General features: G+C 72.3%; 9 protein-coding genes and 1 pseudogene. 2 read left to right on the top strand and 8 right to left on the bottom strand.

Going from position 1 to position 16469, the window contains the following annotated elements; translation table 11 throughout:
• Window positions 1–127: 127 nt before the first annotated feature.
• The 3 genes and pseudogenes from WBG99_RS33615 to WBG99_RS33605 all read right to left on the bottom strand — a co-directional run.
• Window positions 128–1732 carry an NAD(P)/FAD-dependent oxidoreductase gene (locus WBG99_RS33615; RefSeq protein ID WP_338899976.1) on the bottom strand — a complete coding sequence of 535 codons (1605 nt, stop codon included), beginning with the start codon at window positions 1730–1732 and terminating at the stop codon, window positions 128–130.
• Window positions 1733–1827: 95 nt separating this feature from the next.
• Window positions 1828–4155 (bottom strand): tetratricopeptide repeat protein, encoded by a 2328-nt coding sequence (locus WBG99_RS33610; protein WP_338899975.1) that lies wholly within the window; start codon window positions 4153–4155, stop codon window positions 1828–1830.
• Window positions 4156–4216: 61 nt separating this feature from the next.
• A pseudogene (locus WBG99_RS33605) lies at window positions 4217–4420 on the bottom strand (DUF2236 domain-containing protein); the annotation flags it as partial.
• A 114-nt stretch (window positions 4421–4534) separates the two neighbouring features.
• On the opposite strand from WBG99_RS33605, the gene WBG99_RS33600 reads away from it, so the two are divergent.
• Window positions 4535–5944, top strand: coding sequence for an IS4 family transposase (locus WBG99_RS33600; protein ID WP_338895810.1), 1410 nt, complete (start codon window positions 4535–4537; stop codon window positions 5942–5944).
• Window positions 5945–5995: 51 nt separating this feature from the next.
• Here WBG99_RS33600 and WBG99_RS33595 read toward each other — a convergent pair whose 3' ends face one another.
• On the bottom strand, window positions 5996–6463 hold the full coding sequence (locus tag WBG99_RS33595; protein ID WP_338899974.1) for an integrase core domain-containing protein: 468 nt from the start codon (window positions 6461–6463) through the stop codon (window positions 5996–5998).
• Window positions 6464–7250: 787 nt separating this feature from the next.
• Here WBG99_RS33595 and WBG99_RS33590 point away from each other — a divergent pair.
• The gene (locus tag WBG99_RS33590; RefSeq protein ID WP_338899972.1) at window positions 7251–8741 is read left to right on the top strand and encodes a PLP-dependent aminotransferase family protein; all 1491 of its coding nucleotides are present in this window, start codon (window positions 7251–7253) and stop codon (window positions 8739–8741) included.
• 289 nt (window positions 8742–9030) lie between these two features.
• On the opposite strand, the gene WBG99_RS33585 is transcribed toward WBG99_RS33590, so the two are convergent.
• The 4 genes from WBG99_RS33585 to pabB are packed head-to-tail and all read right to left on the bottom strand — an operon-like array spanning window position 9031 to window position 16399.
• Window positions 9031–10563 (bottom strand): FAD-dependent oxidoreductase, encoded by a 1533-nt coding sequence (locus WBG99_RS33585; RefSeq protein WP_338899971.1) that lies wholly within the window; start codon window positions 10561–10563, stop codon window positions 9031–9033.
• Window positions 10560–12041, bottom strand: coding sequence for an FAD-dependent oxidoreductase (locus tag WBG99_RS33580; protein WP_338899970.1), 1482 nt, complete (start codon window positions 12039–12041; stop codon window positions 10560–10562). Before WBG99_RS33580 ends, WBG99_RS33585 begins: the two co-directional genes overlap by 4 nt.
• A gap of 27 nt (window positions 12042–12068) precedes the next feature.
• The gene (locus WBG99_RS33575) at window positions 12069–14219 is read right to left on the bottom strand and encodes a molybdopterin oxidoreductase family protein (RefSeq protein WP_338899969.1); all 2151 of its coding nucleotides are present in this window, start codon (window positions 14217–14219) and stop codon (window positions 12069–12071) included.
• Window positions 14216–16399: an aminodeoxychorismate synthase component I gene (pabB, locus tag WBG99_RS33570; RefSeq protein ID WP_338899968.1), complete on the bottom strand. Its 2184-nt coding sequence runs from the start codon at window positions 16397–16399 to the stop codon at window positions 14216–14218. The genes WBG99_RS33575 and pabB overlap by 4 nt, the downstream gene beginning before the upstream one ends.
• Window positions 16400–16469: the final 70 nt, after the last annotated feature.

Raw genomic sequence — 16469 nt, 5'->3', positions numbered from 1 at the left:
ATGCTCCGTCAGATTTGGCTGGGCACCTGACGGCGGTGGAGGGTAAGGCGGTTGGACGGGAGCGGGTTCTTGGACGGGTGCGGGTTCTTGTCGGCTTCGGGGCAGTGATGACAGCTTTGTGCAGCGGTCAGAAGGCGGTCTCCAGGACCGCCATCGCCGCGTTGTGTCCCGGCACCCCGCTGACCCCGCCGCCACGCACCGCGCCCGCGCCGCACAGCAGGACGTTGGGGTGGCGGGTCTCGACGCCCCAGCGGCCGGTCCCTTCCTGGGTGTGGGGCCAGGCGAGGTCGCGGTGGAAGATGTTGCCGCCAGGCAGGCCCAGGTCGCGTTCGAGGTCGAGGGGGCCTCTGGCCTCGATGCAGGGGCGGCCGTCGGCGTCGGTGGCCAGGCAGTCGGCGAGGGGCTCGGCGAGGTGGGCGTCCAGCTGGGCGAGGGTCGACTTCAGCAGCTCCTCCCGTACGGCGTCGTTGTGGGCCTCGAAGAGCCGCGCGGGCGTGTGCAGACCGAACAGGGTGAGCGTCTGGTAGCCCTCCTCGACCAGCTCCGGGCCGAGGATGGTCGGGTCGGTGAGAGAGTGGCAGTAGACCTCGCAGGGCGGTGCCTCGGGCAGCGTGCCGGAGGCGGCCTGTGCGTAGGCGGTCGCCAGTTGGCCGTACCCCTCGGCGATGTGGAAGGTCCCGGCGAACGCCTCGCGCGGGTCGACGGCCTCGTCGCGGAGCCTCGGCAGCCGCCTGAGCAGCATGTTCACCTTCAGTTGGGCACCCTCGGCGGGGGCGGGCGGTTCGTCGCCGGTCAGGGCGGCCAGTTCCCGGGGTGAGGCGTTGACCAGTACGTGCCGGGCGGCGACGGTGCCCTCCGTGTCGGCCGTCCGGTAGGTGATCTCGGCGGACCGTCCGTCCGTCGCGATCCGCCGTGCCTCGTGGCCCGCGGCGATCACCGCACCGGCCTCGCGCGCGGCCGTGGCCAGGGCGTCCGTGAGCGCGCCCATGCCACCTACGGGCACGTCCCAGGAGCCCGTGCCGCCGCCGATCACGTGGTAGAGGAAGCAACGGTTCTGGCGGAGGGAGGGGTCGTGGGCGTCCGCGAAGGTGCCGATGAGGGCGTCGGTGAGGACGACACCGCGGACGAGGTCGTCGCCGAACGTGGACTCGACGGCCGTACCGATCGGCTCCTCGAAGAGCGTCCGCCATGCCTCCTCGTCGTCGATCCGTCGGCGCAGTCCGTCCCGGGTGGGCAGGGGCTCGGTGAGCGTCGGGAACACCCGCTCGGCGACCCGGCCCGTCATCCCGTAGAACCGCTGCCAGGCCTCGTACTCGCGGCCCGAACCGGTCAGGCGCGCGAACGCCTCGCGGGTGCGGCGCTCGCCGCCGCCGACGAGCAGGCCGGTGGGCTGTCCGTCGCGTTCGACGGGGGTGTACGAGGAGATCGTGCGACCACGGACCCGGAAGTCGAGGTCGAGGTCCCGCACGATCTTCCGGGGCAGCAGGCTGACCAGGTACGAGTAGCGGGACAGCCGGGCGTCGACGCCGGCGAACGGCCGGGTGGACACGGCGGCGCCGCCGGTGTGGTCCAGCCGTTCCAGCACGAGCACGGAGCGCCCGGCGCGGGCGAGGTAGGCGGCGGCGACCAGGCCGTTGTGGCCACCGCCGACGATCACGGCGTCGTAGGAGTCGTGCGGCCGGGGTCCGGCCGGGCGTCCGGGCTGGGCTGCGGGTGCGGGGGTGGCGGGCATGGCTCTTCGTAACACGCGATGATCGAGGTCGGCCAGGGCTGTGTGCCAGGTGGATCAGCGCCTGAGCGTCCGCCGCCGGACCGGCGGGGTGGAGGTCAGTGCCCCCCGGTCGGCCGCCGGTGCCGTAACGCAGCCACTCTCCGGTACAGCTCCACCGCCTCCTGGCCGCGGCCGAGCTGCTCCAGGCAGTGGGCCTCGTCGTTGCGGCTGGCGAGGGCGTCGGGGTGGTCTGCGCCGAGAACCCGTTCGCGGGCGTCGGCGACGCTCCGGTACTCGGTGAGGGCGTCGGTCCAGCGGCCGAGCCAGCCGAGGCCGACGGCGACCTCGCGGCGGCTGACGAGGGTGTCGGGGTGGTCCGGGCCGAGGACGCGCTCGCGCTGGGCGCACACGTCGCGTGACTCGGCGAGAGCCTCCTCCCAGCGGCCGAGGCGGCCGAGGTTGACGCAGAGGCCGTGGCGGGCGCGCAACGTCTCGCTGTGGGCGGGTCCGTGCACACGGGCACGGTCGTCGGCCAGGTTGCTGAAGAGGGTCAGGGCTTCGGTGCCGCGGCCGAGCCGACCGAGGCTGATGCCGACCTCGTGGCGGGCCGCGAGGGTGTCGGGGTGGTCCGGGCCGAGGGCCTGTGCGCGGGACTCGGCCACCTCCCGGTAGGTCTGCAGTGCCTCGGTCCAGCGACCCAGCTGGCCGAGTGCGTGGGCGACTTCGCACCGGGTGACGAGGGTGTCGGGATGGTTGGCGCCCAGCACGCGGGTGCGAGCGGCGGCGACCTCGCCCGCCATGCGGTACGAGTCCTCCAGGCGGCCCAGCCTGCTGAGGTTGAAGGCCAGGTTGTGGCGGCAGCGCAGGGTGTCCGGGTGGTCGGGCCCCACGCGGTGTTCACGGGCGGCGAGGACGGACAGGTACGCCTGGTGGGCTTCGAAGTGGCGGCCCAACTGGCCCAGGACGTAGGCCATTTCCTGCCGGGCGGTGAGGGTGTCGGGGTGGTCGGGGCCGAGGACGTGCGCGCGGGCGCGGGCGACGTGGGCGAACTCGCGCAGAGCGTCGGCGGGGCGGGCGGTGCGGCTGAGGGTGAACCCGACCTCGTAGCGGCTGGACAGGGTGTCGGGGTGGTCGGGGCCGAGGACGTGCGCGCGTTCGACGGCGACCGCGCGGTGCACCTCGCCGGCCTCCGTCCAGCGGCCGAGACGCCCCAGGCTCAGGCCTGCGTTGTGCCGACCGGCCAGGGTGGTGAGCGACTCCGGTGAGGGGGTGGGCCGTGCACTGCCTACGGGGTGCTCGGCGCGGCCGGTCGCCGGGCGGGCGGTCCACTCTCCGGTGAGCCCGGCGGAGGCGTCCGGCGGGGAGAGGCCCGGGCCGGCGCCGGTGGCCTTGTGACCGGTGGTCATGCCACGCGTCCAGGAGGGCAGCCGGCGCTCGCGCGACGCGGGCGGTCCGGGGTGGAGGCGGGCGCTGGGCCCCGCTGGGGGCGACATGATCGTGGGCACCGGGACGGGCATCCTGGCGGGGGGCACGGCCGGCGCCGGGGTGACCGCGGGCATCCTGGCGGGGGTCACGACGGGCGTCGAGACACCCGCCGTACGGCCCTCTCCGATGCGGCGGCCCAACTCACGGGCGTCGTGCGGGCGTTCCCCGGGCTCCTTGGCCAGCAGGTCCAGGATGATCCGGTCGAGGTATGCGGGGACATCGCCACGGTGGCTGCGCGGGGGTCGCGGGGCGGTCTCGCGGTGGCCCATGAGGACCGCCCAGGCGTCGTCGAGGTCGAACGGCGGCACCCCGGTGGCGATCTCGTAGAGCACACAGCCGAAGGAGTACAGGTCGCTGCGCTGGTCGACCTGGTCGCCGCTGATCTGTTCCGGCGACATGTAGTGCGGGGTGCCCATCGCGATGCCGGTGCCGGTGAGACGGGAGGTGAAGGTGGCGTCCCGGCCGAGGCGGGCAATGCCGAAGTCGCAGATCTTCACCGTGCCGTCGGTGAGCCGCATGATGTTCGCGGGCTTCAAGTCCCGGTGCACGACGCCCTGTTGATGGGTATAGGCGAGAGCGGCGGCCACCTGGTGGGCCACCTCGACGACGTCGGCGACAGGCAGCGGATGGTGTTTGTTGTCCTCCAGGAGCTGGCTGAGGTTGCGGCCCTCCAGCAGTTCCATGACGAGGAAGAGCACTCCGTCGAACTCGCCGAAGTCGTGGACGACGGTCACGCCACGGTGCTGGAGGGCGCCCACCACGCGCGCCTCGCGCCGGAAGCGTTCCCGCAGGACCCGGGTGGAGGACTGGTCGGGCTGGGTGGTGACGGACTTGAGGCACTTGACCGCGACCTGTCGGCCCAGCGACTCGTCCCTCGCCCGCCATACCTCACCCATCCCGCCGCGCCCGATCATATCGAGCAGCCGGTACCGGCCCTGGATCAGCCTGGTGTCCGCCATCGCCGACGATCGCCCCCGTCCGTACGGACCCGCTCTCCCCTGGCCTGTCCAGTATGGCGGCCTATCTCATGACTCTGCACGGTGCCGGGCGGGAGCCGGGGCCGAGGCGTGACATGGCGCGGAGGATGTGTTTGGGCGGGAGCTGCCAGCGCAGACGTGCGGGAACACAGCACAGGAGGGTGCCGGTGCGGCGCAGGCGGCGGGTGACCACGGCCGGTGCGGGGCCCGGTCTGCCGTACAACTCATGGGCGTACGGCGGCAGTGAAGTCAACGCCGTTGCGTTTGAGTCTTGAGTCGCAGGTCAAGCCCTGGTGAATGACGCAACGGGACGTCCTGATAGATCAGCTTGTGTCGAGCAAGAAGATCATCGGGAGTCCCGTTGCAGGAGAAGTCTGTCATCACGCGCACGGTCGAGGCGGCCGGGGGTGTGTACGCGCCCGGTCACTTGGGCGAGTTGACCCAGATCGTGGACTTCGTACTGGTGGACACGGTGATCGAGGAGACCAGGTCACGTGAGAAACGGCTGCGACTGCTGCCGTCCCGGGTTGTGGTCTACTTCGTCCTCGCGCTGGCCCTGTTCGAGGACTGCTCCTATCGGGGCGTGTGGGGCAAGCTGACGGCAGGGCTGGAGGGACTGCCGTTGGTGCGTCCGGCGGTCTCCTCGCTGTCCAGGGCCCGACGGCGAATAGGAGCAGCACCGCTGCGACGGCTGTTCGAGATCATCGCCGGGCCCGTCGCCCACATCGGGCAGGCCGGTTCGTTCTATCGAGGGCTGCGGACCGTGGCCGTGGACGGCACCCTGCTGCACGTGCCCGATGAGGAGGCGCTCACCTGGCGCTATCCCAAGCGAGCGGGCGAGAGCGTGGAGTTCGGCTACCCGCTGCTGCGACTCGTGGTCCTGGTCGAGTGTGGCACCCGTGCCGTGTTGGCCGCCGCGTTCGGTCCCGAGAGTGACGGCGAACTCACCTACGCAGGCCGCCTGTTGAGTGTGCTGGACCGCACGATGCTCCTGCTGGCCGATGCCGGCTTCGATGGAGCCGAGTTCGCCCGGGACGTCCAGGCCACCGGCGCCCAGTTCCTGGTGCGCTCCTCCGCCCGCCGGATACCCACCCCCTTCCGGCGCCTGGGCGACGGCTCCTACCTGGCCCGGATCGGCTACGGCGTCCTGCCCGTCCTGCTGACCGTCCGCGTCATCGAGGCATCCGTGACCGTCACGCTGGCCGACGGCACCGTCCGCACCGAGCAGTGGCGCCTGCTCACCAGCCTCCTCGACCCGGCCGCCCACCCGGCCGCCGGACTCGTGGATCTCTACCACGAGCGGTGGCAGTCGGAGACGACGTACTTCTCGATCAAGGCGACCATGCTGGATGGCCGCGTCCTGCGCTCCCGCAGCCTGACCGGCCTCGACCAGGAGGTCTACGCCCTGCTCACCACCTACCAGGCCCTGATCCGCGCCGCCGCCGACACCGCCTGCACCCGGCCCGGCCTGGACATGGACCGCATCAGCTTCACCGTCCTGCAGACCACCGCTGCCGACACCGTCACCACCGCGACCGGAATCCTGCCCCCGGCGGGACCCGCCGAACTCCTCGGCACCATCGGCCGGACCGTCCTCGACGCCCTGCACCCCGCCCGCCACCAGCACCGCGTCAAGGCCCGCACCCGCAAGAACCCCACCAGCAAGTACGGACCGAACGCCGGACAACAGCCCACGACCAGCCAGAACTACACCATCCGAACCGCCATCACGTTCTTCGAGCACGGACTTGCGAACCGCTCACGGACATAAACGCAACGGCGTTGGCAGTGAAGTCTCCCCGTGATCTTGGACACGTCGTCGTTACGCCGCGAGGGCCTGGTCCTGCTGGTAGCGCAGGCGTGTCTCGTGGGGTGTGAGGTAGCCCCAGCGGACGTGCTTGCGCAGGCGGCGTCTGTTGTAGAAGGCCTCGATGAAGTCGAAGATGCCGGCGCGGGCGGTCGCGCGGTCGGGCCAGAAGCGGGTGCCGATCTCGTGGAGCCGGGTGTGGTTGTACCAGTCGGCCCATTCGGCAGTGGCCAGCTCGACCTGGGCGAGGGATCGCCAGGGCCTCTGCGGCTTGATCACCTCGGTTTCGAGGAGGCCGATCGTGGACTCCATCAGCGCGTTGTCATACGCGTCGCCGACCGATCCGATCGAGGCGGCGATGCCGGCCTTCTCCAAGTGCTCGGCCGGCGCAAAGGACGTATATTGCGAGCCCGCGTCCGAGTGGTGGACCAACTCCCCCGGCAGGGGCGGGCGTTGGTCACGGTCGCGTTGCCACAGTCCCATGTCCAGGGCGTCCGGGACGAGCCGGGTCTGCTTCGCGGCCGAGGCGGACCAGCCAACGATCCGGCGGGAGAAGGGTCCACGACGAAGGCGACGTAGACGACGCCCGAGAACGTGGCGACGTGAGTGAAATCGGCGACCCAGCACCGATTGGGGGCCGCGGCGACGAGGTCGCGGTCGACCAGGTCCGGTGCCCGTGGCGCGGTGGGGTCAGGGATTGTGGTGATCACCTTCCTGCCGCGGACTGCGCCGGTGATCCCCAGCTCGCGCATGAGACGTTCGACGGTGCAGCGGGCCACGGTCTGGCCCTGGCGGTTCGGGTGCCGCCAGATGTTCCTCGCGCCGTAGACACGGTAGTTGGCGTCGTATGCCTCCTGAATCAGGATCTTCAGCTCGGTGTCGCGGACGGTGCGGGCCGAGGGTGCCTGCCGGCGTTTGTGGTGGGCGTTGCGGTTCACTCCCCCAGCCCCCGCGCAGTCGAGACCCCTACCGCGAACTCAACGCCACCTCCCGCCTCGTCCTCTCACACGCCATGCGCCGAAGGGCCGAGCCGGCACGGCTCTTCAGGCCTGCCATCGACGCTTTCTCACGCGGCCCCGGCTCACGTGTCCCGCACTCCGGAACGGTAACTGGCACGCTCCGTCCGTGCTCACGTCTCCTGGCGTGGAACCCGCCGCTCCAGATGGTGGTCCCGACCAGGTACAGCGCCACCAGCCCTTCCCACGCGATCCAGGAGGTGCACGGGCCGTGCCGAGAGAGTCCACAGCGCTGCCGCCAGGCGGATTCGCCCTTGACCGCAACCTGCCCGAGCCTCTCTACCAGCAGCTTCTACGAAAGGCTCAGGGACTCGATCTGCAGCGGGCAACTCCGACCCGGTGTACGGCTGCCCGCCACCCGGACGCTCGCCCGGGAACTCCAGGTTTCCAGGAACACCGTGCTGGTCGCCTACGAACGACTCGTCACCGAACGGTTCGCCACCGGACAGGTGGGGTCGGGCACCCATGTGGCCGTCCACAACGGTGAGGGACGGGGGAACGGGGGGACGCCGAGGGTGCGCCGGCCAACGACTCCGCCCGAGGAGCCGGGGCGGACGTCCCGGATTTCCGGGACCGCACGGCTGATGCTCCAGGCCACACGCACGTTCGACGGACGGTACCCGGCCTCGCAGACCGCCGCCGCGCAGCCCTTCGTCCTCGGCGTGCCGGCACTGGACCTCTTCCCGGCCAAACTCTGGTCCCGCGTCGTCTCGCGCCGTGCCGCCCGGCTGCCGAACTCCCTGATGCACGCTCAGGACGCGCTCGGCTACTGGCCCTTACGCAAGGAGCTGGCCACCTATCTGGGCCTGGCGCGCGGGGTGTCCTGCACGGCGGAACAGGTGGTGATCACGAGCAGTACGCGGACCATGACTCATCTGCTGGCCCGCGTCCTGCTGGAGCCCGGGGAGCAGGTGCTGGTCGAGAACCCGGGGTTTCCCGGTGCCCGGGCCGCGCTCGTGGCCGCCGGTGTCGTCCCATGCCCGGTGGACGTCGATCACGAGGGGTTGTGCATCTCCTCGGGCGAGAACCGTTACCCCTCGGCACGCATGGCTCTCGTGACCCCCAACAACCAGTTCCCGACGGGCTGCCGTATGACGGATTTCAGGCGCGGCCGACTGCTCGACTGGGCTGCGCGGTCGGACGGCTGGGTCATCGAGGACGACTACGACGGGGAGTTCTCCTTGGGCAGTCCGTTCCCGCCGCTCCAGCAGATGGACACCTCGGACCGGGTCATCTACCTGGGCACCCTGAACAAGGTGCTGTTCCCCGCGCTGCGGCTCGCCTACGCCGTGGTCCCGCCCGATCTCGTCGACGTCGTCGCCGCCGCCCAGCACTTCGCGTACGGGGCGCCACCGGTGCTCGAACAGGCGGTCGTGCGCGACTTCATGGCGGACCATCACTTCGCCCGCCACATCCGCCGGATGCGCCAGGCCTACCAGGAGCGGCGGGAGGCCTGCGTCCACGCGCTGTACGACCAGTTCGGCAGCCTGGTGCGGATCATGCCTGCGACGGCCGGCACGCATCTGGTCGCCAGGTTCCCGCCGGGTACGGACGAGCACCGGCTGGCCCGGCTCAGCGGCCGTTCGGGGGCCGTCATCTACCCGCTCGCCTCCTACCACTCCATCGGCACGAGCCCCGTTCCGGCGCTTGTCCTCGGCTATGGCGCCACCCCACCCGAGCAGGCGGTCCTCGGTGTGCGCCGGATCGCTGCCGCGTTCGAGCAGTCCACCCGCGCGGCGGAATGACCGTCCCATGACCCTGCCATGCCGATGCGCGCCATCCTGCGGCTCGCCCGGCCCGTGCTGAACAGCCTCTCCCATCCCGTCGGCACCTGCGCCGCCGGCGGTGTGGGTCGACCCCGAGCCGCAGGGCTGCGGCGGCGAGGGACCGCGGGGCGGCGGGCCCCTCCGGCACGCCCACGCTGGTCCGGGGCGACACCGATGCGGGAACCATGACGATCGAAGAGAGGCCACGGACCTGGTCCAGGGTCGGGGGCGCCGGTGGACAGGGCCGCGGACAGCGCCTGCACGGTAGTCATACGGGGCTCCCTGTCACCGTTGTCGCGGCCGTGCCGATGCCGGGGGCGGAGAGCCCTTCGTCGAGCAGTGCGGCCACGGTCTCCGCGCAGCTACCGCACCCGCTGCCGGCGCGGGTGCGGTGCCGTACCGCCGCCAGGTCGGCGCAGCCGCCCCGGACGGCGGAGCGGACCGTGCCCGCCGGGACGTTGTGGCAGTGGCAGATCGTCGTCTCGTCCGGCAGTGGTCCGACGGCCGTCGTCCGCCCCGGCAGCGGTCCGGGCACGACGAGCTCCTCGACGGGGGCGGGCAGCGGCCGACCGCTGCTCACGAGGGGGCGCAGCGCCGCGTAGCCGGACGTGTCCCCCACGAACATCCCGCCGAGCAGCCCCCCCTCGCCCGAGACGCGCAGGCTGCGGTACACCCCGGCCCGGGTGTCGAGGTGGGTCGCCTCGAATGCGCCAGGCGCCGCCTCCGGCTGGTCGCCGAAGCAGGCGACCACCACGCCGAGCAGCTTCAGCCGGGTCGCTGTGTCCCAGCCGGTGAAGGTCTCCGTGCCGCCGGCCAGTCGGTCGGCGACCACCTGGGCCATGGCGTTGCCCGGGGCCAGCAGTCCGTGCGTGCGTCCGTCGGGGGTGAGTGCGCAGTCCCCGATCGCGTAGACGTGCTCGTCCTCCGTGCGGCAGGTCTCGTCGACGACGATGCCGCCCCGCTCCCCCACGGCGATCCCGCAGGACCGGGCGAGTTCGTCGCGGGGGCGTACCCCCGCTGCGAACACGACCACGTCGGCGCCGACGTGGACGGGCTGCGCGCCGTCGGGCGGCTGGAGCCGCACGCCGGTGGCCCGGTGGCGCGCGTCGGTCTCGACGGCGGTGAGGCGGGTGCCCGTGTGTACGACGATGTCCAGGTCCTCGATGTGGCGGCGCAGCGTCCAGCCTCCGTACTCATCCAGCTGACGTGGCATCAGCCAGGGGGAGAATTCGACGACATGGATCGTCAGCCCGAGGGCCCGTAGCGCGCCCGCAGCCTCCAGGCCCAGCAGCCCGCCGCCGATCACCGCGCCCACGCCCGCGCCCGCACCGCCCGCACCGCCCGCTTCGCAGTGCGCCCGGATGGCCCGTACGTCCTGGGCCGTCCGGTAGGCGAAGCAGCCGGTGGCGTCGGCTCCGGGTACGGGCGGGACGAAGGAGCGCGCGCCGGTGGCGAGGGCCAGGACGTCGTAGTCGATGACGCGGCCGGCGGCCGTGGTCACCCGGCGGCGCCGACGGTCGACCGCAACGGCCGGGTCCCCGAGGCGGGCCCGGATGCCCGTACGGTCGCCGAAGCCGGGCTCGCCGAGGAGCAGGCCCGCCGGTCCGGTCCGTCGGAACAGCCGGCCCTCCGGCTCGGACTCCTGGAAGTACCGGGACAGGTGGATGCGGTCGTAGGGCGGTACGTCCTCCTCGGCGACCACCGTGACCTGCCAGTCCCGCAGCGCGCCCCGGGCGTCCAAGGCCGTCAGCAGGGCGTGGCCGACCATTCCGTAGCCGACCAGGACCAGGCGGCCGCTCATCCGTCCCCTCCGAGTGCCGAGACCAGGTGGAGGCGGTCCGGTGGCAGCGGTTCGGTCGCCTCGTAGGCCCGGCGCACCGTGTCGACGGTGGACAGGTCGCCGAGCAGGATGCCGCCCACCACGCGGTCGTCACGGGTGACGATCTTTTTGTAGACGCGCCGCCGGTCGTCCGAGACAGAGAGCACATCGGTCCTGGCCCCGCCCCGGACGCCACTCCCGACACCGGTGGTGGCCTCGCCGAACACCGCCAGGTCGACCTCCCCCGCGATGAGCCGGGTGAGCGTGCGGGCCTCCGTGAACCGCGCGTGCCGATCGTGCCCGGACAGCCTTGCCGCGAGCACCTCGGCCTGCTGCCAGGCCGACACGGCCGTGTCGTGCACGACCCCGCGATGCTCCGCACAGTCCCCGATGGCGTACACCTCCGGATCGCCGACACTGGCCAACGTGTCATCGACCACTACTCCCGCCTTCACCAGGAGCCCCGCCGCCCGCGCGAGCCCGACCCGCGGCCTCGTACCGCACGCGACCACGACAAGATCGGCGCCGACCACGTCCCCGTCTCCGAGCAGCACCCCACGGCCCTCGTGACGCCCGGCAGACCCCGGCACCTCAGCGTCCCCGGGCCCTCCGGCCAAACCCGACGCAGACTCATCAGCACGCCCGGGCAACCCGGTTGGCCCGTCCGGGGCCGCCCCAGGGCCTGCGGATGAAACGGCATGAGCCGCTGCCGCAGGTGCCTCGCTTCGCGAACCACCTGCCGAACCCGGCGCGGACACCCCGGCATCCCGCGGGCCTCCGGCCCGAGCCGCTGCCGCCCGGGCCCCGCCCCCGTGACCGTCGACCAGGCCCAACGCGGGCGTTCCCGTCCTTGCCGTGATGCCCGCGTCCGCCAGGACGCTGCGGAGCAGGGCTCCGGCCCTCGTGTCCAGGTGGCGGTGGAGCAGGTGGGGGCCCCGGTGGATGAGGGTCACCGGGAGGGTGCGGGCGGCGAGGGCGAGGGCGGTTTCCACGCCCAGGAGACCGCCGCCGATGACCGCGGGGGTGCGGGCGTCGGCACAGTCGGCGGTCAGGTGTCGGCAGTCGGCGAGGGTGTGGAGGTGGTGTTCGCCCGAGGCCGGGTGTGTCTGTGGCCAGGGGTGGTGGGCGCGGCTGCCGGTCGCCAGGACCAGTGCGTCGTAGGCGTGCTCGGTGCCGGTGGAGTCGATGACCGTGCGGGTGGCCCGGCGCACGGCGACGACGCGGACGCCGGCCCGCAGGTCGATGCCGGGCGGCAGCGGCAGGGCGATGTCCTCAGGGCGGTGGTGACCGGCCAGGACGCCGGTCAGGAGCGGGCGGTTGTAGGCGGGGCGGTGTTCGCCGTCGAAGACGACGATCCGGACGTCGGGATTCAAGGCCGTCAGCCGGCGGACGAAACGCGCTCCCGCCATACCGCAGCCGACCACGAGAACGCGGCGCGCGGCGCCGTCTTCTCTTCCCACGGGTACCTCCAGGGACCGATCGACCGATCACAGGGCTTGTACGGCGGTCGCCGCACACGGCCGCCCCGGCGGGCGGGAACGGAGCGCGGCCACCGGTGCCACGCGTACGGCGCACACCTTGAACTCGGGCATGCGCGAGACCGGGTCGAGCGCGGGGTTGGTGACCGTGTTGGCCCGTCCCGGCCCGAACCAGTGGAAGGGCATGAACACCACGTCCGGGCGGATGTCCGTGCTCAGCCTGGCCGGGGCGACAGCCGTCCCCCGCCTGCTGGTCACCGTCACCGGCTCGCCGTCCACCACGCCGAGGCGACCGGCCGTGGAGGGGTGGATCTCGACGTACGGCTCCGGCGCGGCGGCCCGTGACGCGGCCACCCGACGGGTCTGCGCGCCGCTCTGGTACTGGGCCAGCACCCGCCCGGTGACCAGGTACAGCGGATACCGCTCGTCGGTGGTCTCGGCCGCCGGTCGGTGGTGGACCGGCACCATGCGGGCCCGGCCGTCGGGCGTCGCGAAGGACTCCAGGAACAGTCGGGGCGTCCCGGGGTGTCCGTCCGCCGGGCACGGCCAGAACACCCCGTTCTCCTCGCTGATCCGTTCGTAGCTGATCCCCGCGTAGTCGGCCCGGCCGCCGGCCGACGCGGCCCGCAGCTCGTCGAAGACCAGGCGCGGATCGGCTGGGAAGCCCTCGGTACGGCCCAGCCGGGCCGCGAGGGCGGACAGGATCTCCAGATCGGTGCGCACCTGGGCGGGCGGCTCGACGGCCTTGCGGCGCAGGATCACCCTGCCCTCCAGATTGGTCAGGGTGCCGGTCTCCTCCGCCCACTGGGCCGACGGCAGGACGACATCGGCGAGTTCGGCCGTCTCGGACCGTACGACGTCCACGACCACCAGCAGGTCCAGCGCTCGCAGCCGCCGCTCCACGTGGTCCGCGTGCGGCGCCGACACGACCGGGTTGGAGCCGAGAACCAGCATGGCCCGGACGCCGTCGGGCGTGCCCGCGGTGTCGAGCATCTCGTAGGCCGAGGTGCCGGGGCCGGGCAGTTCCCCGGGGGTGACGCCCCAGAGGCGGGCGATGTGTTCCCGCGCCGCCGGGTCGGTCAGGCTGCGGTAGCCGGGCAGCTGGTCGGCCTTCTGCCCGTGCTCGCGTCCGCCCTGCCCGTTGCCCTGACCGGTCAGGCAGCCGTATCCGCTGTACGGCCGGCCCGCCTTCCCCAGGGCCAGACAGAGGTTGATCCAGCCGTGCACGGTGTCGGTGCCCTTGCTGTGCTGTTCGCTGCCTCGGGCCGTGAGCACCATTCCGGTGGGCGCCTGGGCGAACATCCGTACGGCTTCGCGTATCTGATGGGCGGGCACACCGGTCAGCCCCTCGACCCGGGCGGGCCAGTACTCCATCGCGGTGGCGCGCACGGCCTCGAATCCCGTGGTCCGGGCGGCGACGAAGTCCTCGTCGACATGGCCCTCGGCGAGGGCGATGTGCAGCATGCCGAGGGCCAGGGCCAGGTCGGTGCCGGGCACGGGGCGCACGTGCAGGTCGGCCCGCGCGGCGGTGCGGGTGCGGCGCGGGTCCACCACGATCAACCGCCCACCGCGGTCGGCCAGTCGGGTGAGGTAGCGCAGGGCGGGCGGCATCGTGTCGGCCGGGTTGCTTCCGACCAGCAGGACGCAGTCGGTCCCGGCGACGTCGGCGAGCGGGAACGGCAGCCCCCGGTCGAGGCCGAAGGCCCGGTTGACGGCGGCCGCCGCCGACGACATGCAGAAACGGCCGTTGTAGTCGATCGCCGACGTACGGAGCGCGACCCGGGCGAACTTGCCCAGCAGATACGCCTTCTCATTGGTCAGCCCGCCACCGCCGAACACCCCGACGGCGTCCCGGCCGTACGCGGTCTGCGCCGACCGGATGCCCGAGACCACACGCTGAAGCGCCTCGTCCCAGGTGGCGGGCCGCAGCGCCGCGCCCCGACCGTCGCGGACCAGCGGTGTACCGAGCCGGGCCACCGGGCCCAGCAGGTCGATGGCGTTCTGCCCCTTGCCGCACAGCGCCCCCTGGCTGACCGGGAACTCCGGCCACCCGACGACCGCGAGAGGCGCCGCCCCGCCCTGGTCGGGCCGCAGCGCCATCCCGCACTGCAGGGCGCAGTACGGGCAGTGCGTACGGACGTCGCCGGCCGGCTCGCTCATCGGAGCCCGCTCTCCGCAGCCCGCTTCGGTACCACGCGGTCGGTCGTGGGCGCGGCGTCCTGGCCGGACGTGCCCGCGAGCAGCACCCGCAGCGGTGTGGCCGCTTTCAGCAGCATCTCCTCGTACTCCTCGACGAGATCGGAGTCGAGCACGATGGCGCCACCGGCGCCGGCGTGCAGACCCTCCTCCGCCAGTACGGCGGTCCGGATGACGATGTTCAGATCGGCCGTGCCGTTGCAGGAGAGGAAGCCGATGGCACCCGAGTAGACGCCGCGTGCCCGGGTCTCCAGGGAGTCGATGATGTCCAGCGTCCGCAGTTTCGGCGCACCCGTCATCGAGCCGCCGGGGAAGCAGGCACGTACGCAGTCCAGGGCGTCCACCTCGGCGCGGAGCCGGCCGCGGATGGTGGACACGAGCTGGTGCACGGTGGCGTAGGTCTCCGTGCGCATCAGCCGGGGAACGGTGACGCTGCCGACCTCGCACACACGGCCGAGATCGTTGCGGAGCAGGTCGACGATCATGAGGTTCTCCGCCCGGACCTTGGCGCTCGTTGTCAGTTCCCGGCGCAACCTCGCGTCCTCCGCCTCGTCCGCGCCGCGCCGGGCGGTGCCCTTGATGGGCTTGGTCTCGACCATGCCGTCGCGGGTGATGCGCAGGAACCGCTCCGGGGAGGAGCAGGCGATCTCCATCCCGTCCAGGCGCAGATAGGCGGCGTACGGGGCGGGGTTGGAGCGCCTGAGGGCCTGGTAGAAGCGCAGCCCGTCGGCGGGGCGGGCGGCCTGGACGGCGTTGGTCAGGCAGATCTCGTAGCTCTCCCCGGCGAGCAATTCCTGTTTGCAGGCGTCTATGTCGGCGAGGTACTGGGCGCGGTCGCGCACGAGCGCCGTTTCCAGCAGCGTGTTGTCGACGGCCTGCTGGTCGGGTACGGGGGTCGGCCGGGGGCGGGGCAGCGCGGCGAGCACGGCGGCGGTCTTCTCCAGCCACACCGTCGCGTCGCGGTCGGAGCGCGGGCTGCCGTCGCTGAGGGCCAGCAGATAGGTGGCGCCCTGCTGGTGGTCGACCGCAATCAGCCTGTCGGCGAAGATCCAGATCGCGTCCGGGGTGGGCGAGGTGTGCTTCGCGGTGCCACCACAGTCGGCCTTCAGCTCGTAGCCGAAGTAGCCGACGTAGCCGCAGGAGAAGTCGACGGGCAGGGCGGGGTTCTCGACGCGGCGGGCCCGCAGCGCTGTCTGCAGGTAGTCGAAGACGTTGCCGTCGACCCGTTGGGTCTCCCCGCCCGCCGCCGTGACCTCGACGGCGCCGTCGCCGACGCGGTAGCGGACGATTTCGGAGAGCGGACCGGACGCGTCGCCGAGGAAGGAGAAGCGGGACAGCCGCGGGTCGATCAGGGAGCTGTCGAGCCAGAAGGCGTGCGAGGAGTCGGCGAAGAGCCGGGTGAAGGCGGCCTCGGTCTCGACGGCGGACTCCATGATCCGGGAGTGCAGGCGGTAGGGGCGTGGCTCGACGGGCCGGGGTACGGGCTGCGAGCCGGTCTCCGCGGGTAACAGGTGGGCCCCGGAGCGGACCGGCGCCCGGCGGCGCGAGGAACCGCGCTCCTGGTGGAACCGCTCCGTGAGGTCGCGGAAGTTGCCGAGCAGCTCGTACCCGAACTCCGTGGCGACGGACTCGGGGTGGAACTGCACGCCCCACAGCGGGCGCGTACGGTGCCGAAGGCCCATCAGCACTCCGTCCTCCGCCCACGCGGTCGCCTCCAGCTCCGGTGGCAGCGGCTCCCGCACGCACAGCGAGTGGTAGCGCACGGCGGTGAAGTCCTGCGGAAGGCCGTGGAAGAGCTCCCGACCGTCGTGGCGCACGGCGGTGAGGTGCCCGTGCCTGGCCGCGGGCGCCCGTACGATCTCCGCGCCCGACCCGGCGGCGATGCCCTGGTGGCCCAGACACACGCCGAGCACGGGCAGGCGGGCGGATTCGACGATCGGCGCGCAGGCGCCGAAGTCCTTCGGCCGGGTGGGATCGCCCGGCCCGGGAGAGATCACCACGTTGTCGAAGCCGTTCAGGTCGAGCTTCGCGCAGTCCGGTGAGTCGTTGTGCAGGACCACGGGCTCGACCCCGTTCACCTGCGCGATCAGCTGGAAGAGGTTGTAGGTGTACGAGTCGTAGTTGTCGACGAGCAGGGTTCGCATGGCGACCTCCTTGGAATGGCACGACGCGGCCCTCACCGAGGGCTCGGCTGCCGGGGTTGTCTCGAGGTGC

It is taken from the genome of Streptomyces sp. TG1A-60, from assembly GCF_037201975.1.
GTDB lineage: Bacteria > Actinomycetota > Actinomycetes > Streptomycetales > Streptomycetaceae > Streptomyces.
The sequence above is the reverse complement of the archived record's forward strand: the minus strand, read 5'-3'. Positions and strand labels throughout refer to the sequence as shown.

Excerpts from the sequence above, each read along its gene's own strand:
- WBG99_RS33615 (WP_338899976.1), bottom strand. The coding sequence starts at position 1,732 with ATGCCCGCCACCCCCGCACCCGCAGCCCAGCCCGGACGCCCGGCCGGA.
- WBG99_RS33610 (WP_338899975.1), bottom strand. The coding sequence starts at position 4,155 with ATGGCGGACACCAGGCTGATCCAGGGCCGGTACCGGCTGCTCGATATG.
- WBG99_RS33595 (WP_338899974.1), bottom strand. The coding sequence starts at position 6,463 with ATGGGACTGTGGCAACGCGACCGTGACCAACGCCCGCCCCTGCCGGGG.
- WBG99_RS33585 (WP_338899971.1), bottom strand. The coding sequence starts at position 10,563 with ATGAGCGGCCGCCTGGTCCTGGTCGGCTACGGAATGGTCGGCCACGCC.
- WBG99_RS33575 (WP_338899969.1), bottom strand. The coding sequence starts at position 14,219 with ATGAGCGAGCCGGCCGGCGACGTCCGTACGCACTGCCCGTACTGCGCC.
- pabB (WP_338899968.1), bottom strand. The coding sequence starts at position 16,399 with ATGCGAACCCTGCTCGTCGACAACTACGACTCGTACACCTACAACCTC.